At 53.9% G+C, this 18,107-nt stretch carries 16 protein-coding genes and 5 tRNA genes; 20 read left to right on the forward strand and 1 reads right to left on the reverse strand.

The features are described 5' to 3' along the window. The first annotated feature begins 42 nt into the window (after nucleotides 1-42). Nucleotides 43-1,209, forward strand: coding sequence for an ADP-forming succinate--CoA ligase subunit beta (sucC, locus tag ACQG0T_RS06495; RefSeq protein WP_017384968.1), 1,167 nt, complete (start codon nucleotides 43-45; stop codon nucleotides 1,207-1,209). After that, nucleotides 1,209-2,078 carry a succinate--CoA ligase subunit alpha gene (gene sucD / locus ACQG0T_RS06500; protein ID WP_006809578.1) on the forward strand — a complete coding sequence of 290 codons (870 nt, stop codon included), beginning with the start codon at nucleotides 1,209-1,211 and terminating at the stop codon, nucleotides 2,076-2,078. Before sucC ends, sucD begins: the two co-directional genes overlap by 1 nt. An 86-nt stretch (nucleotides 2,079-2,164) precedes the next feature. Here the strand turns inward: sucD and ACQG0T_RS06505 are convergent, their stop codons facing one another. After that, nucleotides 2,165-2,881, reverse strand: a complete 717-nt coding sequence (locus ACQG0T_RS06505; protein WP_017384967.1) for a GntR family transcriptional regulator — start codon at nucleotides 2,879-2,881, stop codon at nucleotides 2,165-2,167. Between the two features lie 170 nt (nucleotides 2,882-3,051). Here ACQG0T_RS06505 and mngA point away from each other — a divergent pair, with 170 nt between their 5' ends. The 18 genes from mngA (at nucleotide 3,052) to ACQG0T_RS06595 (ending at nucleotide 17,789) form a co-directional block, all read left to right on the forward strand. After that, a complete protein-coding gene (gene mngA / locus ACQG0T_RS06510) occupies nucleotides 3,052-4,968 on the forward strand; it encodes a PTS 2-O-a-mannosyl-D-glycerate transporter subunit IIABC (protein ID WP_047063384.1) in 1,917 nt (638 codons plus the stop codon). A 23-nt stretch (nucleotides 4,969-4,991) separates the two neighbouring features. Then, nucleotides 4,992-7,628, forward strand: a complete 2,637-nt coding sequence (gene mngB, locus ACQG0T_RS06515) for a mannosylglycerate hydrolase (RefSeq protein WP_271040604.1) — start codon at nucleotides 4,992-4,994, stop codon at nucleotides 7,626-7,628. 679 nt (nucleotides 7,629-8,307) lie between these two features. Beyond that, nucleotides 8,308-9,876 carry a cytochrome ubiquinol oxidase subunit I gene (gene cydA, locus ACQG0T_RS06520; RefSeq protein ID WP_003858601.1) on the forward strand — a complete coding sequence of 523 codons (1,569 nt, stop codon included), beginning with the start codon at nucleotides 8,308-8,310 and terminating at the stop codon, nucleotides 9,874-9,876. 15 nt (nucleotides 9,877-9,891) lie between these two features. After that, a complete protein-coding gene (cydB, locus tag ACQG0T_RS06525; protein WP_023303309.1) occupies nucleotides 9,892-11,031 on the forward strand; it encodes a cytochrome d ubiquinol oxidase subunit II in 1,140 nt (379 codons plus the stop codon). Nucleotides 11,032-11,045: 14 nt separating this feature from the next. Further along, nucleotides 11,046-11,159, forward strand: a complete 114-nt coding sequence (cydX, locus tag ACQG0T_RS06530) for a cytochrome bd-I oxidase subunit CydX (protein WP_003858598.1) — start codon at nucleotides 11,046-11,048, stop codon at nucleotides 11,157-11,159. Continuing rightward, nucleotides 11,159-11,449, forward strand: a complete 291-nt coding sequence (gene ybgE / locus ACQG0T_RS06535; protein WP_003858596.1) for a cyd operon protein YbgE — start codon at nucleotides 11,159-11,161, stop codon at nucleotides 11,447-11,449. Before cydX ends, ybgE begins: the two co-directional genes overlap by 1 nt. Nucleotides 11,450-11,597: 148 nt before the next feature. Next, the gene (ybgC, locus tag ACQG0T_RS06540; RefSeq protein ID WP_003858593.1) at nucleotides 11,598-12,002 is read left to right on the forward strand and encodes a tol-pal system-associated acyl-CoA thioesterase; all 405 of its coding nucleotides are present in this window, start codon (nucleotides 11,598-11,600) and stop codon (nucleotides 12,000-12,002) included. Then, on the forward strand, nucleotides 11,999-12,691 hold the full coding sequence (gene tolQ / locus ACQG0T_RS06545; RefSeq protein WP_003858590.1) for a Tol-Pal system protein TolQ: 693 nt from the start codon (nucleotides 11,999-12,001) through the stop codon (nucleotides 12,689-12,691). The genes ybgC and tolQ overlap by 4 nt, the downstream gene beginning before the upstream one ends. 3 nt (nucleotides 12,692-12,694) lie before the next feature. Then, complete coding sequence (gene tolR, locus ACQG0T_RS06550; RefSeq protein WP_003858589.1) at nucleotides 12,695-13,123, forward strand: colicin uptake protein TolR; 429 nt, start codon at nucleotides 12,695-12,697, stop codon at nucleotides 13,121-13,123. Nucleotides 13,124-13,151: 28 nt separating this feature from the next. Continuing rightward, a complete protein-coding gene (tolA, locus tag ACQG0T_RS06555) occupies nucleotides 13,152-14,399 on the forward strand; it encodes a cell envelope integrity protein TolA (RefSeq protein ID WP_026094363.1) in 1,248 nt (415 codons plus the stop codon). Between the two features lie 100 nt (nucleotides 14,400-14,499). Continuing rightward, nucleotides 14,500-15,792, forward strand: coding sequence for a Tol-Pal system beta propeller repeat protein TolB (gene tolB / locus ACQG0T_RS06560; protein ID WP_017384962.1), 1,293 nt, complete (start codon nucleotides 14,500-14,502; stop codon nucleotides 15,790-15,792). 34 nt (nucleotides 15,793-15,826) lie between these two features. Beyond that, nucleotides 15,827-16,348 carry a peptidoglycan-associated lipoprotein Pal gene (gene pal, locus ACQG0T_RS06565; RefSeq protein ID WP_003858578.1) on the forward strand — a complete coding sequence of 174 codons (522 nt, stop codon included), beginning with the start codon at nucleotides 15,827-15,829 and terminating at the stop codon, nucleotides 16,346-16,348. Between the two features lie 9 nt (nucleotides 16,349-16,357). Next, the gene (cpoB, locus tag ACQG0T_RS06570; RefSeq protein WP_003858574.1) at nucleotides 16,358-17,146 is read left to right on the forward strand and encodes a cell division protein CpoB; all 789 of its coding nucleotides are present in this window, start codon (nucleotides 16,358-16,360) and stop codon (nucleotides 17,144-17,146) included. 161 nt (nucleotides 17,147-17,307) lie between these two features. Next, nucleotides 17,308-17,383: transfer RNA gene (locus tag ACQG0T_RS06575), tRNA-Lys, on the forward strand. 27 nt (nucleotides 17,384-17,410) lie between these two features. Beyond that, nucleotides 17,411-17,486, forward strand: a tRNA-Val gene (locus tag ACQG0T_RS06580). 3 nt (nucleotides 17,487-17,489) lie between these two features. After that, a tRNA-Lys gene (locus tag ACQG0T_RS06585) sits at nucleotides 17,490-17,565 on the forward strand. 41 nt (nucleotides 17,566-17,606) lie between these two features. After that, nucleotides 17,607-17,682 (forward strand) — tRNA-Lys (locus tag ACQG0T_RS06590). A 31-nt stretch (nucleotides 17,683-17,713) separates the two neighbouring features. After that, nucleotides 17,714-17,789: transfer RNA gene (locus tag ACQG0T_RS06595), tRNA-Lys, on the forward strand. The last annotated feature ends 318 nt before the right edge of the window (nucleotides 17,790-18,107 follow it).

Consider the following 18,107-nt stretch of genomic DNA (forward strand, 5'->3'; position numbering starts at 1 on the left):
CAAAGCACTACCTAACGATTACCTGAAGGATGGATAGAACACATGAACTTACATGAATATCAGGCCAAACAGCTGTTTGCCCGGTATGGCTTACCGGCTCCGGTGGGTTATGCCTGTACTACCCCGCGTGAAGCAGAAGAAGCCGCGTCTAAAATCGGTTCCGGCCCGTGGGTAGTTAAATGTCAGGTTCACGCTGGTGGCCGTGGTAAAGCGGGCGGTGTGAAGGTTGTTAAGAGCAAAGAAGAGATCCGTGCGTTTGCTGAACATTGGCTCGGCAAGCGTCTGGTAACCTACCAGACAGATGCGAACGGCCAGCCGGTTAACCAGATCCTGGTTGAAGCGGCAACCGACATCGCGAAAGAACTGTACCTCGGCGCAGTCGTAGACCGTAGCTCCCGTCGCGTGGTGTTCATGGCGTCTACCGAAGGTGGCGTGGAAATTGAAAAAGTGGCGGAAGAGACTCCGCACCTGATCCACAAAGTGGCTATCGATCCGCTGGCGGGCCCAATGCCTTACCAGGGTCGTGAGCTGGCGTTCAAACTGGGTCTGGAAGGCAAGCTGGTTCAGCAGTTCACCAAGATCTTCATGGGTCTGGCGACCATCTTCCTGGAGCGCGATCTGGCGCTGATCGAGATCAACCCGCTGGTGATCACCACCCAGGGCGACCTGATCTGCCTCGACGGCAAGCTGGGCGCTGACGGCAACGCGCTGTTCCGCCAGTCCGATCTGCGCGAAATGCGCGACCAGTCTCAGGAAGATCCGCGTGAAGCGCAGGCTGCACAGTGGGAACTGAACTACGTGGCGCTGGATGGCAACATCGGCTGCATGGTTAACGGTGCGGGCCTGGCAATGGGCACCATGGACATCGTTAAGCTGCACGGCGGTGAGCCAGCGAACTTCCTCGACGTGGGCGGTGGCGCAACCAAAGAGCGCGTAACCGAAGCGTTCAAAATCATTCTCTCTGACAGCAACGTGAAAGCGGTTCTGGTGAACATCTTCGGCGGTATCGTACGTTGCGACCTGATCGCCGACGGTATCATCGGCGCGGTAGAAGAAGTGGGCGTTAACGTTCCGGTTGTTGTACGTCTGGAAGGGAACAACGCTGAACTCGGCGCGAAAAAACTGGCTGACAGCGGCCTGAATATTATTGCAGCGAAAAGTCTGACGGATGCAGCTCAGCAGGTTGTTGCCGCAGTGGAGGGGAAATAATGTCCGTTTTAATTAATAAAGATACCAAGGTTATCTGCCAGGGCTTCACCGGTAGCCAGGGGACTTTCCACTCCGAACAGGCGATTGCCTACGGTACGCAGATGGTTGGCGGCGTAACGCCAGGTAAAGGCGGCACCACGCATCTGGGCCTGCCGGTGTTCAACACCGTGCGTGAAGCGGTAGAAGCGACGGGCGCAACCGCGACCGTGATCTACGTTCCGGCGCCGTTCTGCAAAGACTCTATTCTGGAAGCGATCGACGCAGGCATTAAGCTGATCATCACCATCACCGAAGGTATCCCGACGCTGGATATGCTGACCGTGAAGGTGAAGCTGGACGAAGCAGGCGTGCGCATGATCGGCCCGAACTGCCCAGGCGTTATCACTCCGGGCGAATGCAAAATCGGCATCATGCCGGGGCACATTCACAAGCCGGGTAAAGTGGGCATCGTTTCCCGTTCCGGCACCCTGACCTATGAAGCGGTTAAGCAGACCACCGATTACGGTTTCGGCCAGTCCACCTGCGTGGGCATCGGCGGTGACCCGATCCCGGGCTCTAACTTCATCGACATCCTGAAGCTGTTCCAGGAAGATCCACAGACCGAAGCGATCGTGATGATCGGTGAGATCGGTGGTAGCGCGGAAGAAGAAGCGGCTGCTTACATCAAAGATCATGTGACCAAGCCAGTGGTGGGTTACATCGCAGGTGTGACCGCGCCGAAAGGCAAACGTATGGGTCACGCGGGCGCGATTATCGCTGGCGGTAAAGGTACGGCTGATGAGAAATTCGCAGCACTGGAAGCCGCAGGCGTGAAAACCGTTCGCAGCCTGGCGGATATCGGTGAAGCACTGAAATCCATCATTAAGTAAGTCCTCTCTGCTCCCCGAATGGGGCGCGTTGAAGTATAAAAAAATGTCCGTTTCGACATGGTTGGCCGCTGTAAAGCGGCCTTTTTTTATTGTCTGCGTTTAGCCACCAGAGTGAATTTATAGTCGTCGGTGTTAAACACGTTGCGACTGTATTCAAATACCCGGCCGTCTTTCAGAAAGCCGCGGGAGACTTTTTCCAGAATCGGTTTTGCCGGATCGAGCGCCAGGGCGGCAATCGCCTCATCCGATGGCATGACTGGCACCAGCTCCTGCTCGCTGCGATCGATAACCATCTTTTTGATCTGCTCAATGTAATGGTATTTCGACTGTTCCATCACTTCCCAGGTGAGGTCGGGGAACATCGCCAGCGGCATCCATGTCTCTTCCAGATTCACCGGCTTTTCCCTGATGAAGCGTACGCGCTTGACGTGCCAGACCTTATCATCCGGATTGAGCGCAAGTTTTGCCGCGAGCCGCTCATCGGCTTTCACCACTTCGAAGACGCTGACGTCGCTGTGCGTATCGACGTTACGATCCGCTAACTTTTCGTAAAAGCCGGTGAGCTGATAAATATCGTAATTCACCCGCTCCTCTTTTACATACGAGCCGCTGCCCTGAATACTTTCGATGATCTGCTCGTCGGCGAGCAGCTTCAAAGCCTGCCGCACGGTGACCCGGCTGACGCTAAACGCCTCCTGAAGGCTGGATTCCGTCGGCAGCGCGTCGCCAGGTTTTAACTCACCGGCATTAATTTTCTCGCGGAACGCATCGGCGATCTGCCGGTACATCGGTTTATTGCCCATTGTGTCGCGCCTTTTTAATACGTTTTCAGGGAATTATGCCTTCAGTGGTAAATTTGTAAATAATACAAATAAGATACAAATATCGGTGTTAGTGAAAATGATCACATAAATGTATTATCCGGTCTGCCACAATCCTCCCCAGACAATAACTTTGGATAGGTGAGGATCTTATGAACCTGACGACTCTGACCGACCCCCGTGCTGTCTGCGTGCAGGCGCAGTTTACCAGCCGTGATGAGGCAATCCGTCAGCTTGCGACGCGGCTGGTGGCGTTGGGCAAAATAGCCGACGCCGATACGTTTCTGGCAGACGTTTTCCATCGGGAATCGCTTGGCCCGACGGCGCTGGGCGAGGGGCTGGCCGTACCTCATGGTAAATCAGTGGCGGTAAACGAAGCGGCTTTTGCCGTGGCCACACTGCGTGAGCCGCTGGCCTGGGAAGGTGTGGACGGACCGGAGGAGGTCGAGCTAATTTTTCTGCTCGCCATTCCTCCCGCACAAGCGGGATCAACGCATATTCAGGTCCTGACGGAACTGACGTCTCGCCTGGCGGATGACGAGCTCAGGGCGCGCGTGATGACGGCGACCAGCGCGGAAGCGGTGCTTGCGGCGCTGGAAACGGCGCCTGACGCACAAGAAACCGCCGTGGCGGAGAATGCCCCGACGATCGTCTGCGTTACCGCCTGTCCGGCCGGGATCGCCCATACCTACATGGCAGCGGAGTATCTCGAAAAAGCGGGACGTAAGCTCGGCGTCAATGTGGTGGTCGAAAAGCAGGGGGCAAATGGTATTGAGGGGCGCATCACCGCGCAGCAGTTGCAGGAGGCAAAAGCGTGTATCTTCGCGGCGGAAGTGGCGATCAAAGAGCGTGAGCGTTTTCAGGGGATCCCCGCCATTTCCGTGCCCGTCGCGGAACCCTTACGCCATGCGGAAGCGCTCATTGAGCGTGCGCTGGCGCTACAGCCTGTATCCGATGCGCGTCCTGCGCACGTCGACACGGACGCGAAAAAGTGCGTTAAAACCGAACTCAAGCAGGCGCTGCTCAGCGGTATCTCCTTTGCGGTGCCGCTGATTGTCGCTGGCGGCACGGTGCTGGCGGTGTCGGTACTGCTGGCGCAAATCCTGGGCTTGCAGCATCTGTTCGATCAGGAAAATTCGTGGCTGTGGATGTACCGCAAACTGGGCGGCGGAATGCTCGGTATTCTGATGGTGCCTGTTCTGGCGGCCTATACCGCTTACTCGCTGGCGGATAAACCTGCGCTAACGCCGGGCTTTGCGGCGGGTCTTGCCGCCAATATGATCGGCTCTGGTTTTCTCGGGGCCATCGTCGGCGGGCTGATTGCGGGCTACCTGATGCGCTGGGTAAAAAACCACATCCGACTGAGTAGCCGCTACAACGGCTTTCTGACCTTTTATCTCTATCCGGTGATTGGCGTGCTGGGCGCAGGCAGCCTGATGCTGTTTGTGATCGGCGAACCGGTGGCCTGGATCAATAACGCCCTGACCGCCTGGCTTAACGGTCTGTCCGGCGCGAATGCGCTGCTGCTGGGGGCGATCCTGGGCTTTATGTGCTCGTTCGATCTGGGCGGTCCGGTCAACAAAGCCTCTTACGCGTTCTGTCTGGGAGCGATGGCCAATGGCGTATACGGGCCTTATGCGATTTTTGCCTCCGTCAAAATGGTATCGGCCTTTACCGTGACGGCATCAACGATGCTGGCTCCGAACCTGTTCAAACAGTTCGAAATTGAAACCGGGAAGTCCACCTGGCTGCTGGGGCTGGCGGGCATCACCGAAGGGGCAATTCCGATGGCTATCGAGGATCCGTTGCGGGTCATTGGCTCATTTGTTCTGGGGTCAATGGTGACCGGAGCGATTGTCGGGGCGATGGGGATTGGGCTATCCACCCCCGGCGCGGGCATTTTCTCGCTCTTCTTACTGCATGATGCCGGGCTGGGCGGCGTGATGGCCGCTGTCGGCTGGTTTGGCGCCGCGCTGATTGGCGCCGCAATCTCTACGCTCATTTTACTGCTCTGGCGACGCCAGGCCGTGAAGAGCGGCACCTACGTGACTGAAGACATACCCTCCTAAACACGCACTGACAGGAAACGAAGATGAAAGCTGTATCTCGCGTTCATATCACGCCACATATGCACTGGGACCGGGAGTGGTACTTCACCACCGAAGCATCACGTATTCTTCTGGTCAATAATATGGAAGAGATCCTCACTCGTCTTGAGCAGGACGCAGAGTATAAATACTACGTACTCGACGGCCAGACGGCGGTGCTGGAAGATTATTTTGCCGTGAAACCGGAAAACAGGCCACGCGTGAAGGCGCTGGTGGCGGCCGGGAAGCTGATTATCGGGCCGTGGTATACCCAGACGGACACCACCCTTGTTTCTGGCGAGTCGATTGTCCGAAATCTGATGTACGGCATTCGCGACTGTCTGGCCTTTGGCGAGCCGATGAAAATTGGCTATCTGCCGGACTCCTTCGGCATGTCCTCCCAACTGCCGCACATTTACAACGGTTTTGGCATCACGCGTACCATGTTCTGGCGCGGGTGTTCCGAGCGGCACGGTACCGATAAAACCGAATTTCTCTGGCAAAGCCAGGACGGCAGCGAAGTGACGGCACAGGTGCTACCGCTGGGCTACGCGATTGGTAAGTACTTACCGGAGGATGAGGCCGGGCTGCGCAAACGGCTCGACACGTACTTCGAGGTGCGTGAAAAAGCCTCCGTGACGAAAGAAATCTTACTGCCTAACGGCCATGATCAGATGCCGCTCCAGCAGAACATCTTTGCGGTGATGGATAAGCTGCGCGAAATCTATCCGCAGCGTCAGTTTGTGATGAGCCGCTTCGAGGAGGTGTTTGACCACATTGACGCGCACCGCGATGAACTGGCGACGCTGAAAGGAGAGTTTATTGACGGTAAATATATGCGCGTGCACCGGACGATAGGCTCCACGCGGATGGATATCAAAATCGCCCATGCCCGGATAGAGAATAAAATCGTCAACGTCCTTGAGCCGCTGGCCACGCTTGCCTGGACGCTGGGCTTCGAGTATCACCACGGCTTGCTGGAAAAAATGTGGAAAGAGATCCTCAAGAATCACGCCCATGACAGTATCGGCTGCTGCTGTAGTGACAAAGTGCATCGTGAGGTGATGTCCCGCTTCGAGCTGGCGGAAGACATGGCCGATAACCTGACGTGCTTCTATATGCGCAAGATTGTCGACAACATGCCGCAGAGCGAGGAAGACAAACTGGTGATGTTTAACCTCACGCCCTGGCCGCGTGAGGAAGTGATTAACACCACGATACGTCTGCGCGCCAGCCAGTTCCGCCTGCTGGAAGATAGGGGGAATGAAATCCCTTACTGCCTGCGCAGCGCGCGTGAAATCGACCCCGGCTTGATTGACCGGCAGATTGTGCATTACGGCAACTACGATCCCTTTATGGAGTTTGATATCCAGCTCAATCAGATCCTGCCATCAATGGGTTACCGCACGCTCTATATCGAGCCGCACGTGGCCGGCAAGCTGCTGGCGGCAGAAAAATCGTCGGAGGCGTTGCTGGAAAATGCTTTCTGGGAAATAACGTTAAACGACGACGGCACCCTGCGTCTGCTCGATAAAGCGTCCGGGCTTATCTATGACCGCGCGCTGGAAATAGAAGAGAGCTCGGATGATGGCGATGAGTACGACTACTCGCCTTCACGGGAAGAGTGGAGACTCACTTCCGCTCAGGGCGAGCATGAGGTTGAGGTGATCCACGAGGCCTGGCAGAGCAGGGCGGTGATCCGCCATCGCATGGCGGTGCCGGCGGATCTCGCCGAACGTTCTGCGCGTCAGCAGACGGGAACGCTTGAGGCAGAACTCACGGTCACGCTCAGCCATAACAGCCGACGTATCGACGTTGAGGCGCGTCTCGGAAATCACGCGGATGACCACCGTGTGCGGGTGCTGATCCCGACGCCATTTACCACAGACACGGTGTTAGCCGATACCCAGTTCGGTTCGCTGACGCGTCCTGTACAGGATGAAGCGATGGCGAACTGGCAGGAGGAGGGCTGGAAGGAAGCGCCGCTGCCGGTGTGGAATCTGCTTAACTACGCTGTGCTCCAGGAACGGCGTAACGGGATGGCGCTGTTTACCGAAGGGTTGCGCGAATTTGAAGTGACTGGCGAGCGTCAAAAAACGTTTGCCCTGACGTTGCTTCGCGGCGTGGGGGTGCTTGGGAAGGAAGATTTACTGCTGCGCCCCGGCAGACCGTCCGGGATCAAAATGCCGGTGCCTGATTCGCAGATGCGGGGCCAGTTAACCTGTCGCTTTAGCCTGTTCAGTTTTAATGGTACGCCCGTCAGTGCTGGCGTTGCGCAGCAGGCGAAGTCGTGGTTAACGCCAGTGCACTGCTATAACAAAATCCCGTGGGATGCGATGAAGCTTAACCGCGCCTCTTTCACCACCCCTTGTAGCTATAGCCTGTTAACGCTGGCGCCTAACGGATGCGTACTCAGTGCGCTGAAAAAAGCGGAGGATCGTGACGAGATGATTCTTCGTCTGTACAACCCTGCGGAGACCCGCTCCGGTGACGTGGCTTTGTCTGTGAACCGTGAGGTCCAGGCCTGTTGCGAAACGGACATGAATGAGGTGCGCAAGGCGCAAGGGGAGGAGGGTTCAGCCATTACGGGGTCGTTCCGGCCATGCCAGTCACGCACCTTTAGCATAAAAATTGAAAGGTAATCCTCCGAACAAAATAAAGGCCGCAGGAATGCGGCCTTTATTTCATCAAATAGTCACGAAAGGGTGTTAATTTTAAGATTATTAAAGGTGAATGAAATGTAATCGCTTCGGCGGGTAGCAAAGCGAAAGAAAAATACTGTGAAGCAGATAACATTATATGTTTATCTTCCGGCAAAATGCGTTTTTTCTTGCGCGTTAATAAAAATCACAACTGTTTATATTATCTTCTGGCTTTTATAACCAATAACGCCTTTAAATATACATATTGTTAACAAGGTTTTTACTATCCGCACCACAAAGAAACATCATTAACAGCTCTGACTGTTTTTGATTTAAATCAATGTTTAATACTTGGAAAAAGGCTCCGAAAGGCGTTAAATTGTTCCCGATCAAAATGGCCGAAAAGTGGTAATTTTGCTATAAATTGATCGCCGTCGAAAAACGTAAATCTGTTCGAATAAAAACCTGTTTATTGTAAGGGTTTTGCAGCGTATTATATTTACGGGATCAATTTGGTTTTTTCTTAACGTATTTGTAACCTTTCATCATTGCTTTTTCCTCCTGAAGAGAATAAGCAACGAAGAAGGGAAGCAGATAACTTTGTATTGGGGCATGCGTGTGGATCCTTATCTAACGGGGTTCACTCTCGGAGTCTTCATGCGATGAGCAAGGAGTCATAATGTTAGACGTAGTCGAACTGTCGCGCTTACAGTTTGCCTTGACCGCGATGTACCACTTCCTGTTTGTGCCGCTGACGCTCGGTATGGCGTTCCTGCTGGCCATCATGGAAACGGTTTACGTCCTCTCCGGCAAACAGATTTATAAAGATATGACCAAGTTCTGGGGCAAGTTGTTTGGTATCAACTTTGCGCTGGGCGTGGCAACCGGTCTGACCATGGAGTTCCAGTTCGGGACAAACTGGTCTTACTATTCCCACTATGTAGGGGATATTTTCGGTGCGCCGCTGGCCATTGAAGGTCTGATGGCCTTCTTCCTCGAATCCACCTTTGTAGGTCTGTTCTTCTTCGGTTGGGACCGTCTGGGTAAAGTCCAGCATATGGCGGTAACCTGGCTGGTGGCATTAGGCTCCAACTTGTCCGCACTGTGGATCCTGGTGGCGAACGGCTGGATGCAAAACCCAATCGCATCTGATTTCAACTTCGAAACCATGCGTATGGAGATGGTCAGCTTCGCTGAGCTGGTCCTGAACCCGGTTGCTCAGGTTAAATTCGTTCACACCGTGGCGTCTGGCTATGTGTGCGGCGCGATGTTCGTGCTGGGCATCAGCTCCTACTATATGCTGCGCGGCCGTGACTTCGCGTTCGCCAAGCGTTCTTTTGCTATCGCAGCAAGCTTCGGTATGGCCGCGATTCTGTCCGTTATTGTTCTGGGTGATGAATCCGGTTATGAAATGGGCGACGTGCAGAAAACCAAACTCGCCGCAATTGAAGCTGAATGGGAAACCCAGCCGGCACCGGCAGCGTTTACCCTGTTCGGCGTGCCTGACCAGGAAGCGCAGGAAAACCGCTTCGCCATTCAAATTCCTTACGCTCTGGGTATTATCGCCACGCGCTCCGTCGACAAACAGGTGACTGGCCTGAAAGATCTGATGGTGCAGCATGAAGAGCGTATCCGTAACGGGATGAAAGCCTACTCGCTGCTGGAACAGCTGCGCGCCGGCTCTACCGACCAGGCCGTTCGCGATCAATTTAACGACGTGAAGAAAGACCTCGGTTACGGTCTGCTGCTGAAACGCTATACCCCGAACGTCTCCGACGCGACGGAAGCGCAGATTCAGATGGCAACCAAAGACTCTATTCCACGCGTTGCGCCGCTGTACTTCGCGTTCCGCATCATGGTGGGTTGCGGCATTATCATGCTGCTGATCATCGCGGCCTCGTTCTGGTCAGTCATTCGTAACCGTATCGGTGAGAAAAAATGGCTGCTGCGCACCGCGCTGTACGGTATCCCACTGCCATGGATTGCTATCGAGTCCGGCTGGTTTGTTGCGGAATATGGCCGTCAGCCGTGGGCGATCGGTGAGGTGCTGCCAACAGCGGTAGCGAACTCCTCCCTGACCGCAGGCGACCTGATCTTCTCCATGCTGCTCATTTGCGGTCTGTACACCCTGTTCCTGGTGGCTGAACTGTTCCTGATGTTCAAGTTCGCGCGCCTTGGCCCAAGCAGCCTGAAAACCGGTCGCTACCACTACGAGCAGTCTGTTGCGACTACTCAGCCGGCACGCTAAGACAGGAGTCATCAAATGATCGATTATGAAGTATTGCGTTTTATCTGGTGGCTGCTGATCGGTGTTCTGCTGATTGGTTTCGCGGTCACCGATGGTTTCGACATGGGCGTGGGCATGCTCACCCGTTTCCTCGGTCGTAATGACACCGAGCGTCGAATCATGATCAACTCCATCGCCCCGCACTGGGACGGTAACCAGGTGTGGCTGATCACCGCAGGCGGCGCGCTGTTCGCTGCCTGGCCGATGGTCTACGCGGCTGCGTTCTCCGGCTTCTATGTGGCGATGATTCTGGTGCTGGCTTCTTTATTCTTCCGTCCGGTGGGTTTCGACTACCGTTCCAAGATTGAAGACACCCGCTGGCGTAACATGTGGGACTGGGGCATCTTCATCGGTAGCTTCGTTCCACCGCTGGTCATTGGTGTGGCGTTCGGTAACCTGTTGCAGGGCGTACCGTTCCACGTCGACGAATATATGCGTCTGTTCTACACCGGTAACTTCTTCCAGCTGCTGAATCCGTTTGGTCTGCTGGCGGGCGTGGTGAGCGTGGCGATGATCATCACCCAGGGGGCAACCTATCTCCAGATGCGTACCGTAGGTGAACTGCATCTGCGTTCCCGCGCTACCGCTCAGGTGGCGGCGCTGGTGACGCTGGTCTGCTTCGCGCTGGCAGGCGTGTGGGTGGTGTATGGTATTGATGGATACGTGGTGACGTCTGCTATCAACCATGCTGCGCCGTCTAACCCGCTGACCAAAGAGGTGGCGCGTCAGGCCGGTGCATGGCTGGTGAACTTCAACAATACCCCTGTGCTGTGGGCTATCCCGGCTCTGGGTGTGCTGCTGCCGCTGCTGACCGTGCTGACGTCTCGTCTGGAGAAAGGCGCTCTGGCGTTCGTATTCTCTTCCCTGACGCTGGCGTGCATCATCCTGACGGCCGGTATTGCGATGTTCCCGTTCGTGATGCCATCCAGCACCATGATGAATGCCAGTCTGACCATGTGGGATGCAACGTCCAGCCATATGACGCTGAACTTAATGACCTATGTGGCTTGCGTGTTCGTTCCGATTGTTCTGGCTTACACCATCTGGTGTTACTGGAAAATGTTCGGTCGTATCACTAAAGAACATATCGAAAGCAACACCCACTCTATGTACTAAGTAAGGAGCTGAATATGTGGTATTTCGCATGGATTTTAGGGACGCTTCTTGCCTGTGCGTTTGGTGTCATCACTGCCCTGGCGCTTGAGCATGTAGAAGCGACCAAAGCAGGTGAAGAAAAGCACTAATGAATATTATCGCAACGTTATATGCGGTAATGGATAAGCGCCCCTTGAGGGCGCTTTCCCTCATTATGGCATTACTGCTGGCAGGCTGTATCTTCTGGGACCCGTCGCGCTTCGCGGCGAAAACCAGCGAGCTTGAAATCTGGCACGGCTTCCTGATTATGTGGGCGGTGTGCGCAGGCGTGATTCACGGTGTCGGCTTTCGTCCGAAAGCGCTTCACTGGCAGGGCATCTTCTGCCCACTGATTGCCGATCTGGTTCTCCTCGCCGGTTTGATTTTCTTCTTCTTCTGAATAAGAAATGTCCGTTAACGTTATGGGCTTACCCTGGCCCATAAAAATTTACTCTCCGTTTACTTTCCCCCATTCCAAACCATCATTCCCGCGCGTATAGTAGCGAAGTTTGAAAGCTCCAACTTTTCTTGTATTACCGGGATGTAAAGTGAATACAACGCTGTTTCGATGGCCGGTACGTGTCTATTACGAAGATACTGATGCCGGTGGTGTGGTCTACCACGCCAGCTACGTTGCTTTTTATGAACGGGCACGCACAGAGATGCTGCGCCATCATCACTTTAGTCAACAGGTGCTGTTGGCTGAGCGAGTTGCCTTCGTGGTACGCAAGATGACGCTTGAGTATTTTGCGCCTGCCAGACTCGACGATATGCTCGAAGTTCAAACAGAAATTACATCAATGCGCGGAACTTCACTGGTTTTCACGCAGCGGATAGTCAATGCAGAGAATACGGTACTGAACTCAGCTGAAGTCCTGATTGTCTGTGTTGATCCAACCATAATGAAGCCTCGTGCGCTTCCTAAGTCTATTGTCGCGGAGTTTAAGCAGTGACTGACATGAATATCCTTGATTTGTTCCTGAAGGCAAGCCTTCTGGTTAAACTTATCATGTTGATTTTGATTGGTTTTTCAATCGCATCCTGGGCCATCATCATCCAGAGAACGCGTATCCTCAATGCCGCCGGCCGCGAAGCCGAAGCGTTTGAAGATAAGTTCTGGTCGGGTATTGAGCTTTCTCGTCTGTACCAGGAAAGCCAGGGACGCCGTGATAACCTTTCAGGCTCCGAACAAATTTTCTATAGCGGTTTCAAAGAGTTCGCTCGCTTACATCGCGCTAACAGCCATGCGCCGGAAGCCGTGGTAGAAGGAGCGTCGCGTGCGATGCGCATCTCCATGAACCGCGAACTGGAAAATCTTGAAACGCATATTCCTTTCCTCGGAACCGTTGGCTCCATCAGCCCGTATATCGGCCTGTTTGGAACGGTGTGGGGGATCATGCACGCCTTTATCGCCCTTGGGGCGGTGAAGCAGGCAACGTTGCAGATGGTTGCGCCGGGTATCGCAGAAGCACTGATCGCGACCGCAATCGGTCTGTTCGCCGCAATTCCGGCGGTAATGGCGTACAACCGTCTGAACCAGCGCGTGAACAAACTGGAACTGAACTACGACAACTTTATGGAAGAGTTCACCGCGATTCTGCATCGTCAGGCGTTTACCAGCACCGAGAGCAACAAGGGGTAAACCATGGCCAGATCGCGTGGACGAGGTCGTCGCGAGCTCAAGTCCGAAATCAATATCGTTCCGTTACTGGACGTGCTGCTGGTGCTGCTGCTGATCTTTATGGCGACGGCGCCCATCATCACCCAGAGCGTGGAAGTTGATCTGCCGGATGCGACAGAATCACAGGCGGTAAGCACCAATGACGATCCTCCGGTCATCATTGAGGTTTCCGGCGTAGGGCAGTACAGCGTGGTGGTAGAGAAAGATCGTATGGATCAGCTTCCGCCAGAGCAGGTTATTGCTGAAGCGCAACGACGCCTGGAGTCAAATCCGAAGACGGTCTTCTTAATCGGTGGTGCGAAAGACGTACCATATGATGAAATTATCAAAGCGCTGAACTTGCTACATAGCGCGGGCGTTAAGTCAGTTGGCTTAATGACTCAGCCTATTTGATCATCTGCGTAGTTTTTGGGAACCGATAGTGTCAAAGGCAACCGAACAGAACGACAAGCTTAAGCGAGCGATAATCGTCTCCGCAGTGCTGCACGTAATTCTTTTTGCAGCGCTGATCTGGAGTTCGTTCGATGAGCACCTTGATGCATCAGGCGGCGGTGGGGGCTCGTCCATCGACGCCGTCATGGTGGATCCCGGTGCGGTAGTGCAGAACTATAATCGCCAGCAACAGCAGCAGGCGAGCGCAAAACGCGCGGAAGAACAGCGTGAAAAACAGGCGCAACAGCAGGCGGAAGAGCTGCGTGAAAAGCAGGCCGCCGAGCAGGAACGTCTGAAGCAGCTTGAGAAAGAGCGTTTGCAGGCGCAGGAAGCCGCTAAAGAGCAGGCGGAGCAGCAGAAACAGGCTGAAGCCGCAGCGAAGAAAGCTCAGGAGCAGCAGAAGCAGGCGGAAGAGGCGGCAGCCAAAGCCGCAGCAGACGCGAAGGCGCAGGCAGATGCTCAGGCTAAGTTAGCCGCAGACGCGGCGAAGAAAGCGGCTGCTGATGCGCAGAAGAAAGCGGAAGCCGAAGCAGCGAAGAAAGCGGCGGCTGATGCGAAGAAGAAAGCAGAAGCCGAAGCGGCGAAAAAAGCGGCCGCTGACGCACAGAAGAAAGCCGAAGCGGAAGCCGCCAAAAAAGCTGCGCAGGAAGCAGAGAAGAAGGCGGCTGCCGATGCTGCGAAAAAAGCGGCCGCCGCCGAGAAAGCTGCGGCAGAAAAAGCCGCCGCTGCGGAAAAAGCCGCTGCTGATAAAAAAGCGGCAGCTGAGAAAGCCGCTGCTGATAAGAAAGCGGCTGCCGAAAAAGCCGCAGCTAAAAAGGCCGCTGCTGCGGAAAAAGCCGCTGCCGCAGGGGTTGACGATCTGCTGGGCGACCTGAGCTCCGGTAAGAATGCACCGAAAACGGGCGGTGGGGCGAAAGGAAGTAACGCAGCACCGGCAGGAAGTGGTAACACTAAGAACAACGGTGCTTCTGGCGCTGAGATCAACGACTATAAGAATCAGATTGCTGCGGCTATTGCCAGCAGACTTAACGATAAATCGCTCTATACCGGGAAAACCTGCCGACTGCATATTAAACTGGCTACGGATGGTATGGTGCTGAGCGTTGAGTCAGAAGGGGGAGATGAAGCGTTATGCCAGGCTGCACTTGTGGCAGTGAATCAGGCAAAACTGCCAAAACCTCCGTCACAGGCTGTCTATGAAGTGTTCAAAGACGCTTCGCTGAACTTTAAGCCATAAGCAGAGCTGCGGTTATCGGGTTCTGATAGTTTTGTGTATTTGAGTTTGTTAACCTTCTGCTAAATTATCCAGGACTTATTGTTCGGATAAGGGAGATATGATGAAGCAGGCATTACGATTAGCTTTTGGTTTTTTAGTACTGTTGACGTCAGCAGTGCATGCCACAGTAAGCATCGACATTACCGACTGGAACGACTCAGCGCGTCCAATCGGTGTCGTTCCGTTCCAGTGGGCAGGCCCGGGCGCTGCGCCTGAAGATATTGGCGGCATTGTTGCAGCTGACCTGCGTAACAGCGGTAAATTTAACCCCTTAGATCGTTCTCGTCTGCCGCAGCAGCCGGGTACCGCTCAGGAAGTTCAACCTGCTGCATGGTCTGCACTGGGTATTGATGCCGTGGTTGTCGGACAGGTTACTCCTGCGCCAGACGGCGGCTATAACGTCGCTTATCAGCTGGTGGATACCGGCGGTGCGCCGGGTACCGTTCTGGCTCAAAACACGTATAAGGTGAACAAGCAGTGGCTGCGTTACGCAGGCCATACGGCGAGTGACGAAGTGTTTGAGAAGCTGACCGGTATTAAAGGTGCGTTCCGTACTCGTATCGCGTACGTAGTACAGACCAACGGCGGCCAGTTCCCTTATGAGCTGCGCGTCTCTGATTACGATGGCTACAACCAGTTCACCGTACACCGTTCACCACAGCCGCTGATGTCTCCGGCATGGTCTCCGGACGGCTCTAAGCTGGCGTACGTGACCTTCGAAAGCGGCCGTTCCGCGCTGGTTATCCAGACGCTCTCTAACGGTGCTGTGCGTCAGGTTGCGTCATTCCCGCGTCACAACGGTGCGCCTGCGTTCTCTCCGGACGGTACCAAACTGGCGTTTGCCCTGTCTAAAACCGGTAGTCTGAACCTGTACGTGATGGATATTGGTTCTGGTCAGATCCGTCAGGTCACGGATGGTCGTAGCAACAACACTGAGCCAACCTGGTTCCCGGACAGCCAGAATCTGGCCTTTACGTCTGACCAGGCAGGTCGTCCACAAGTTTATAAAGTGAATATCAACGGCGGAGCAGCGCAGCGTATTACCTGGGAAGGTTCTCAGAACCAGGATGCTGACGTCAGTGCCGATGGTAAAACGATGGTAATGGTCAGTACTGCGGGTGGTCAGCAGCACATTGCCAAACAAGATCTGGTAACGGGGGGCGTACAAGTACTGTCGTCAACGTTCCTGGATGAAACGCCAAGTCTGGCACCTAACGGCACCATGGTAATCTACAGCTCTTCTCAGGGGATGGGATCCGTGCTGAATCTGGTTTCTACAGATGGGCGTTTCAAAGCGCGTCTTCCGGCAACTGATGGACAGGTAAAATCACCTGCCTGGTCGCCGTATCTGTAATAATAATTAATTGATTACTAAAGGAATCTTAGAAATGCAACTGAACAAAGTGCTGAAGGGGCTGATGATCGCTCTGCCTGTTATGGCAATCGCAGCGTGTTCTTCTAACAAGAATGCAAGCAATGACCAGAGCGGCGAAGGCATGATGGGTGCCGGCACCGGTATGGACGCTAACGGCAATGGCAATATGTCTTCTGAAGAGCAAGCGCGTCTTCAGATGCAGCAGTTACAGCAGAACAACATCGTTTACTTCGATCTGGATAAATACGACATCCGTTCTGACTTCGCTGCAATGCTGGATGCGCACGCAAACTTCCTGCGTAGCAACCCGTCTTACAAAGTCACCGTAGAAGGTCATGCGGACGAACGTGGTACTCCGGAGTACAACATCTCCCTGGGTGAACGTCGTGCAAACGCTGTTAAAATGTACCTCCAGGGTAAAGGCGTTTCTGCTGACCAGATCTCCATCGTTTCTTACGGTAAAGAAAAACCAGCAGTACTGGGTCACGACGAAGCGGCTTACTCCAAAAACCGTCGTGCCGTACTCGTTTACTAAGAGAATTGCATGAGCAGTAACTTCAGACATCATCTGATGAGTCTGTCGTTACTGGTTGGAATAGCGGCCCCCTGGGCCGCTTTTGCTCAGGCACCAATCAGTAGTGTCGGCTCAGGCTCGGTAGAAGACCGGGTCACTCAACTCGAGCGTATTTCTAACGCTCACAGCCAGCTTTTAACTCAACTCCAGCAGCAGCTTTCCGATAACCAGAATGATATTGATTCCCTTCGTGGTCAGATCCAGGAGAGTCAGTATCAGCTTAATCAGGTTGTGGAGCGCCAGAAGCAAATTTTGTTGCAGATGGATAGCCTGAACAGCGGCGGAGCAGCAGCACAGCCAGCAGCAGGCGATCAAAGCGGTGCGGCAACGCCTGCACCTGCGGCAGATGCCTCCGCGTCGTCTGGTGCGCCTGTACAGAGCGGTGACGCGAATACGGACTACAACGCGGCCATTGCCCTGGTGCAGGACAAATCGCGCCAGGACGATGCTATCGTTGCGTTTCAGAACTTCGTTAAGAAGTACCCTGATTCCACTTACCAGCCAAATGCGAACTACTGGCTGGGTCAGTTGAATTACAACAAGGGTAAAAAGGATGATGCGGCGTTTTATTTTGCCTCTGTGGTGAAAAATTACCCGAAATCACCGAAAGCGCCTGATGCGATGTATAAAGTCGGCGTGATCATGCAGGACAAAGGCGACACTGCAAAAGCCAAAGCGGTTTATCAGCAGGTGGTTGCAAAATTCCCGGGTACAGACGGCGCCAAACAAGCGCAAAAACGTTTGAGTTCGATGGGTTGATTATCGCATGACCAGAAATCGCGTCATTTCTGGTCGTGCAGCATGATTCCTAAGCAGTTAAGTGATCTTCATCGAAATTTTTGTTGCGCAGAATTCTTAAATCAGTAATATATGCCGCCGTTGCCACGGGATATCAAACAACGTGAAAGCAGCGCAAAAGTGGGTCGTTAGCTCAGTTGGTAGAGCAGTTGACTTTTAATCAATTGGTCGCAGGTTCGAATCCTGCACGACCCACCACTTAAAGCAGTTCTGGCAGTACAGAGTGGGTGATTAGCTCAGTTGGTAGAGCATCTCCTTTACACGGAGGGGGTCGGCGGTTCGAGCCCGTCATCACCCACCACTCGGGTCGTTAGCTCAGTTGGTAGAGCAGTTGACTTTTAATCAATTGGTCGCAGGTTCGAATCCTGCACGACCCACCAATTTTATTGGTTCCGAGTGATAATTCAGGCAACACCCGAATGGGTCGTTAGCTCAGTTGGTAGAGCAGTTGACTTTTAATCAATTGGTCGCAGGTTCGAATCCTGCACGACCCACCAGCCTGAATAGATTTGAAGTACATCCCGCAAGGGGTCGTTAGCTCAGTTGGTAGAGCAGTTGACTTTTAATCAATTGGTCGCAGGTTCGAATCCTGCACGACCCACCAATTTTAATGTTTTACTCAGATATTAAACGTGAAGGATAACGTTGCTTTAGCAACGGCCCGAAGGGCGAGGCGAAGCCGAGTCATCCTGCACGACCCACCAGTGTTGAAAGGCGCCCTAAAGGCGCCTTTTTGCTATCTGTCGTTCGCCAGTGCCTTGTAGGTCGGGTAAGGCGAAGCCGCCACCCGACAGATGCTACCGGCATCAATTCCCGATGACATTCCCCCTCAAATTCGCTATCTTGTTTAGTATACAAAACACCATTGCCTCATTTTTGTTATCTCATGCAAAACAAAGGCAATATTGTTAAGCTAGTAAAA

The organism is Enterobacter cloacae complex sp. 302F9 (assembly GCF_050030335.1).
Classification (GTDB): domain Bacteria; phylum Pseudomonadota; class Gammaproteobacteria; order Enterobacterales; family Enterobacteriaceae; genus Enterobacter; species Enterobacter hormaechei_C.

Coding starts and splice junctions, on each gene's coding strand:
- sucC (WP_017384968.1), top strand. CDS start 43: ATGAACTTACATGAATATCAGGCCAAACAGCTGTTTGCCCGGTATGGC.
- sucD (WP_006809578.1), top strand. CDS start 1,209: ATGTCCGTTTTAATTAATAAAGATACCAAGGTTATCTGCCAGGGCTTC.
- ACQG0T_RS06505 (WP_017384967.1), bottom strand. CDS start 2,881: ATGGGCAATAAACCGATGTACCGGCAGATCGCCGATGCGTTCCGCGAG.
- mngA (WP_047063384.1), top strand. CDS start 3,052: ATGAACCTGACGACTCTGACCGACCCCCGTGCTGTCTGCGTGCAGGCG.
- mngB (WP_271040604.1), top strand. CDS start 4,992: ATGAAAGCTGTATCTCGCGTTCATATCACGCCACATATGCACTGGGAC.
- cydA (WP_003858601.1), top strand. CDS start 8,308: ATGTTAGACGTAGTCGAACTGTCGCGCTTACAGTTTGCCTTGACCGCG.
- cydB (WP_023303309.1), top strand. CDS start 9,892: ATGATCGATTATGAAGTATTGCGTTTTATCTGGTGGCTGCTGATCGGT.
- cydX (WP_003858598.1), top strand. CDS start 11,046: ATGTGGTATTTCGCATGGATTTTAGGGACGCTTCTTGCCTGTGCGTTT.
- ybgE (WP_003858596.1), top strand. CDS start 11,159: ATGAATATTATCGCAACGTTATATGCGGTAATGGATAAGCGCCCCTTG.
- tolR (WP_003858589.1), top strand. CDS start 12,695: ATGGCCAGATCGCGTGGACGAGGTCGTCGCGAGCTCAAGTCCGAAATC.
- tolB (WP_017384962.1), top strand. CDS start 14,500: ATGAAGCAGGCATTACGATTAGCTTTTGGTTTTTTAGTACTGTTGACG.
- pal (WP_003858578.1), top strand. CDS start 15,827: ATGCAACTGAACAAAGTGCTGAAGGGGCTGATGATCGCTCTGCCTGTT.
- cpoB (WP_003858574.1), top strand. CDS start 16,358: ATGAGCAGTAACTTCAGACATCATCTGATGAGTCTGTCGTTACTGGTT.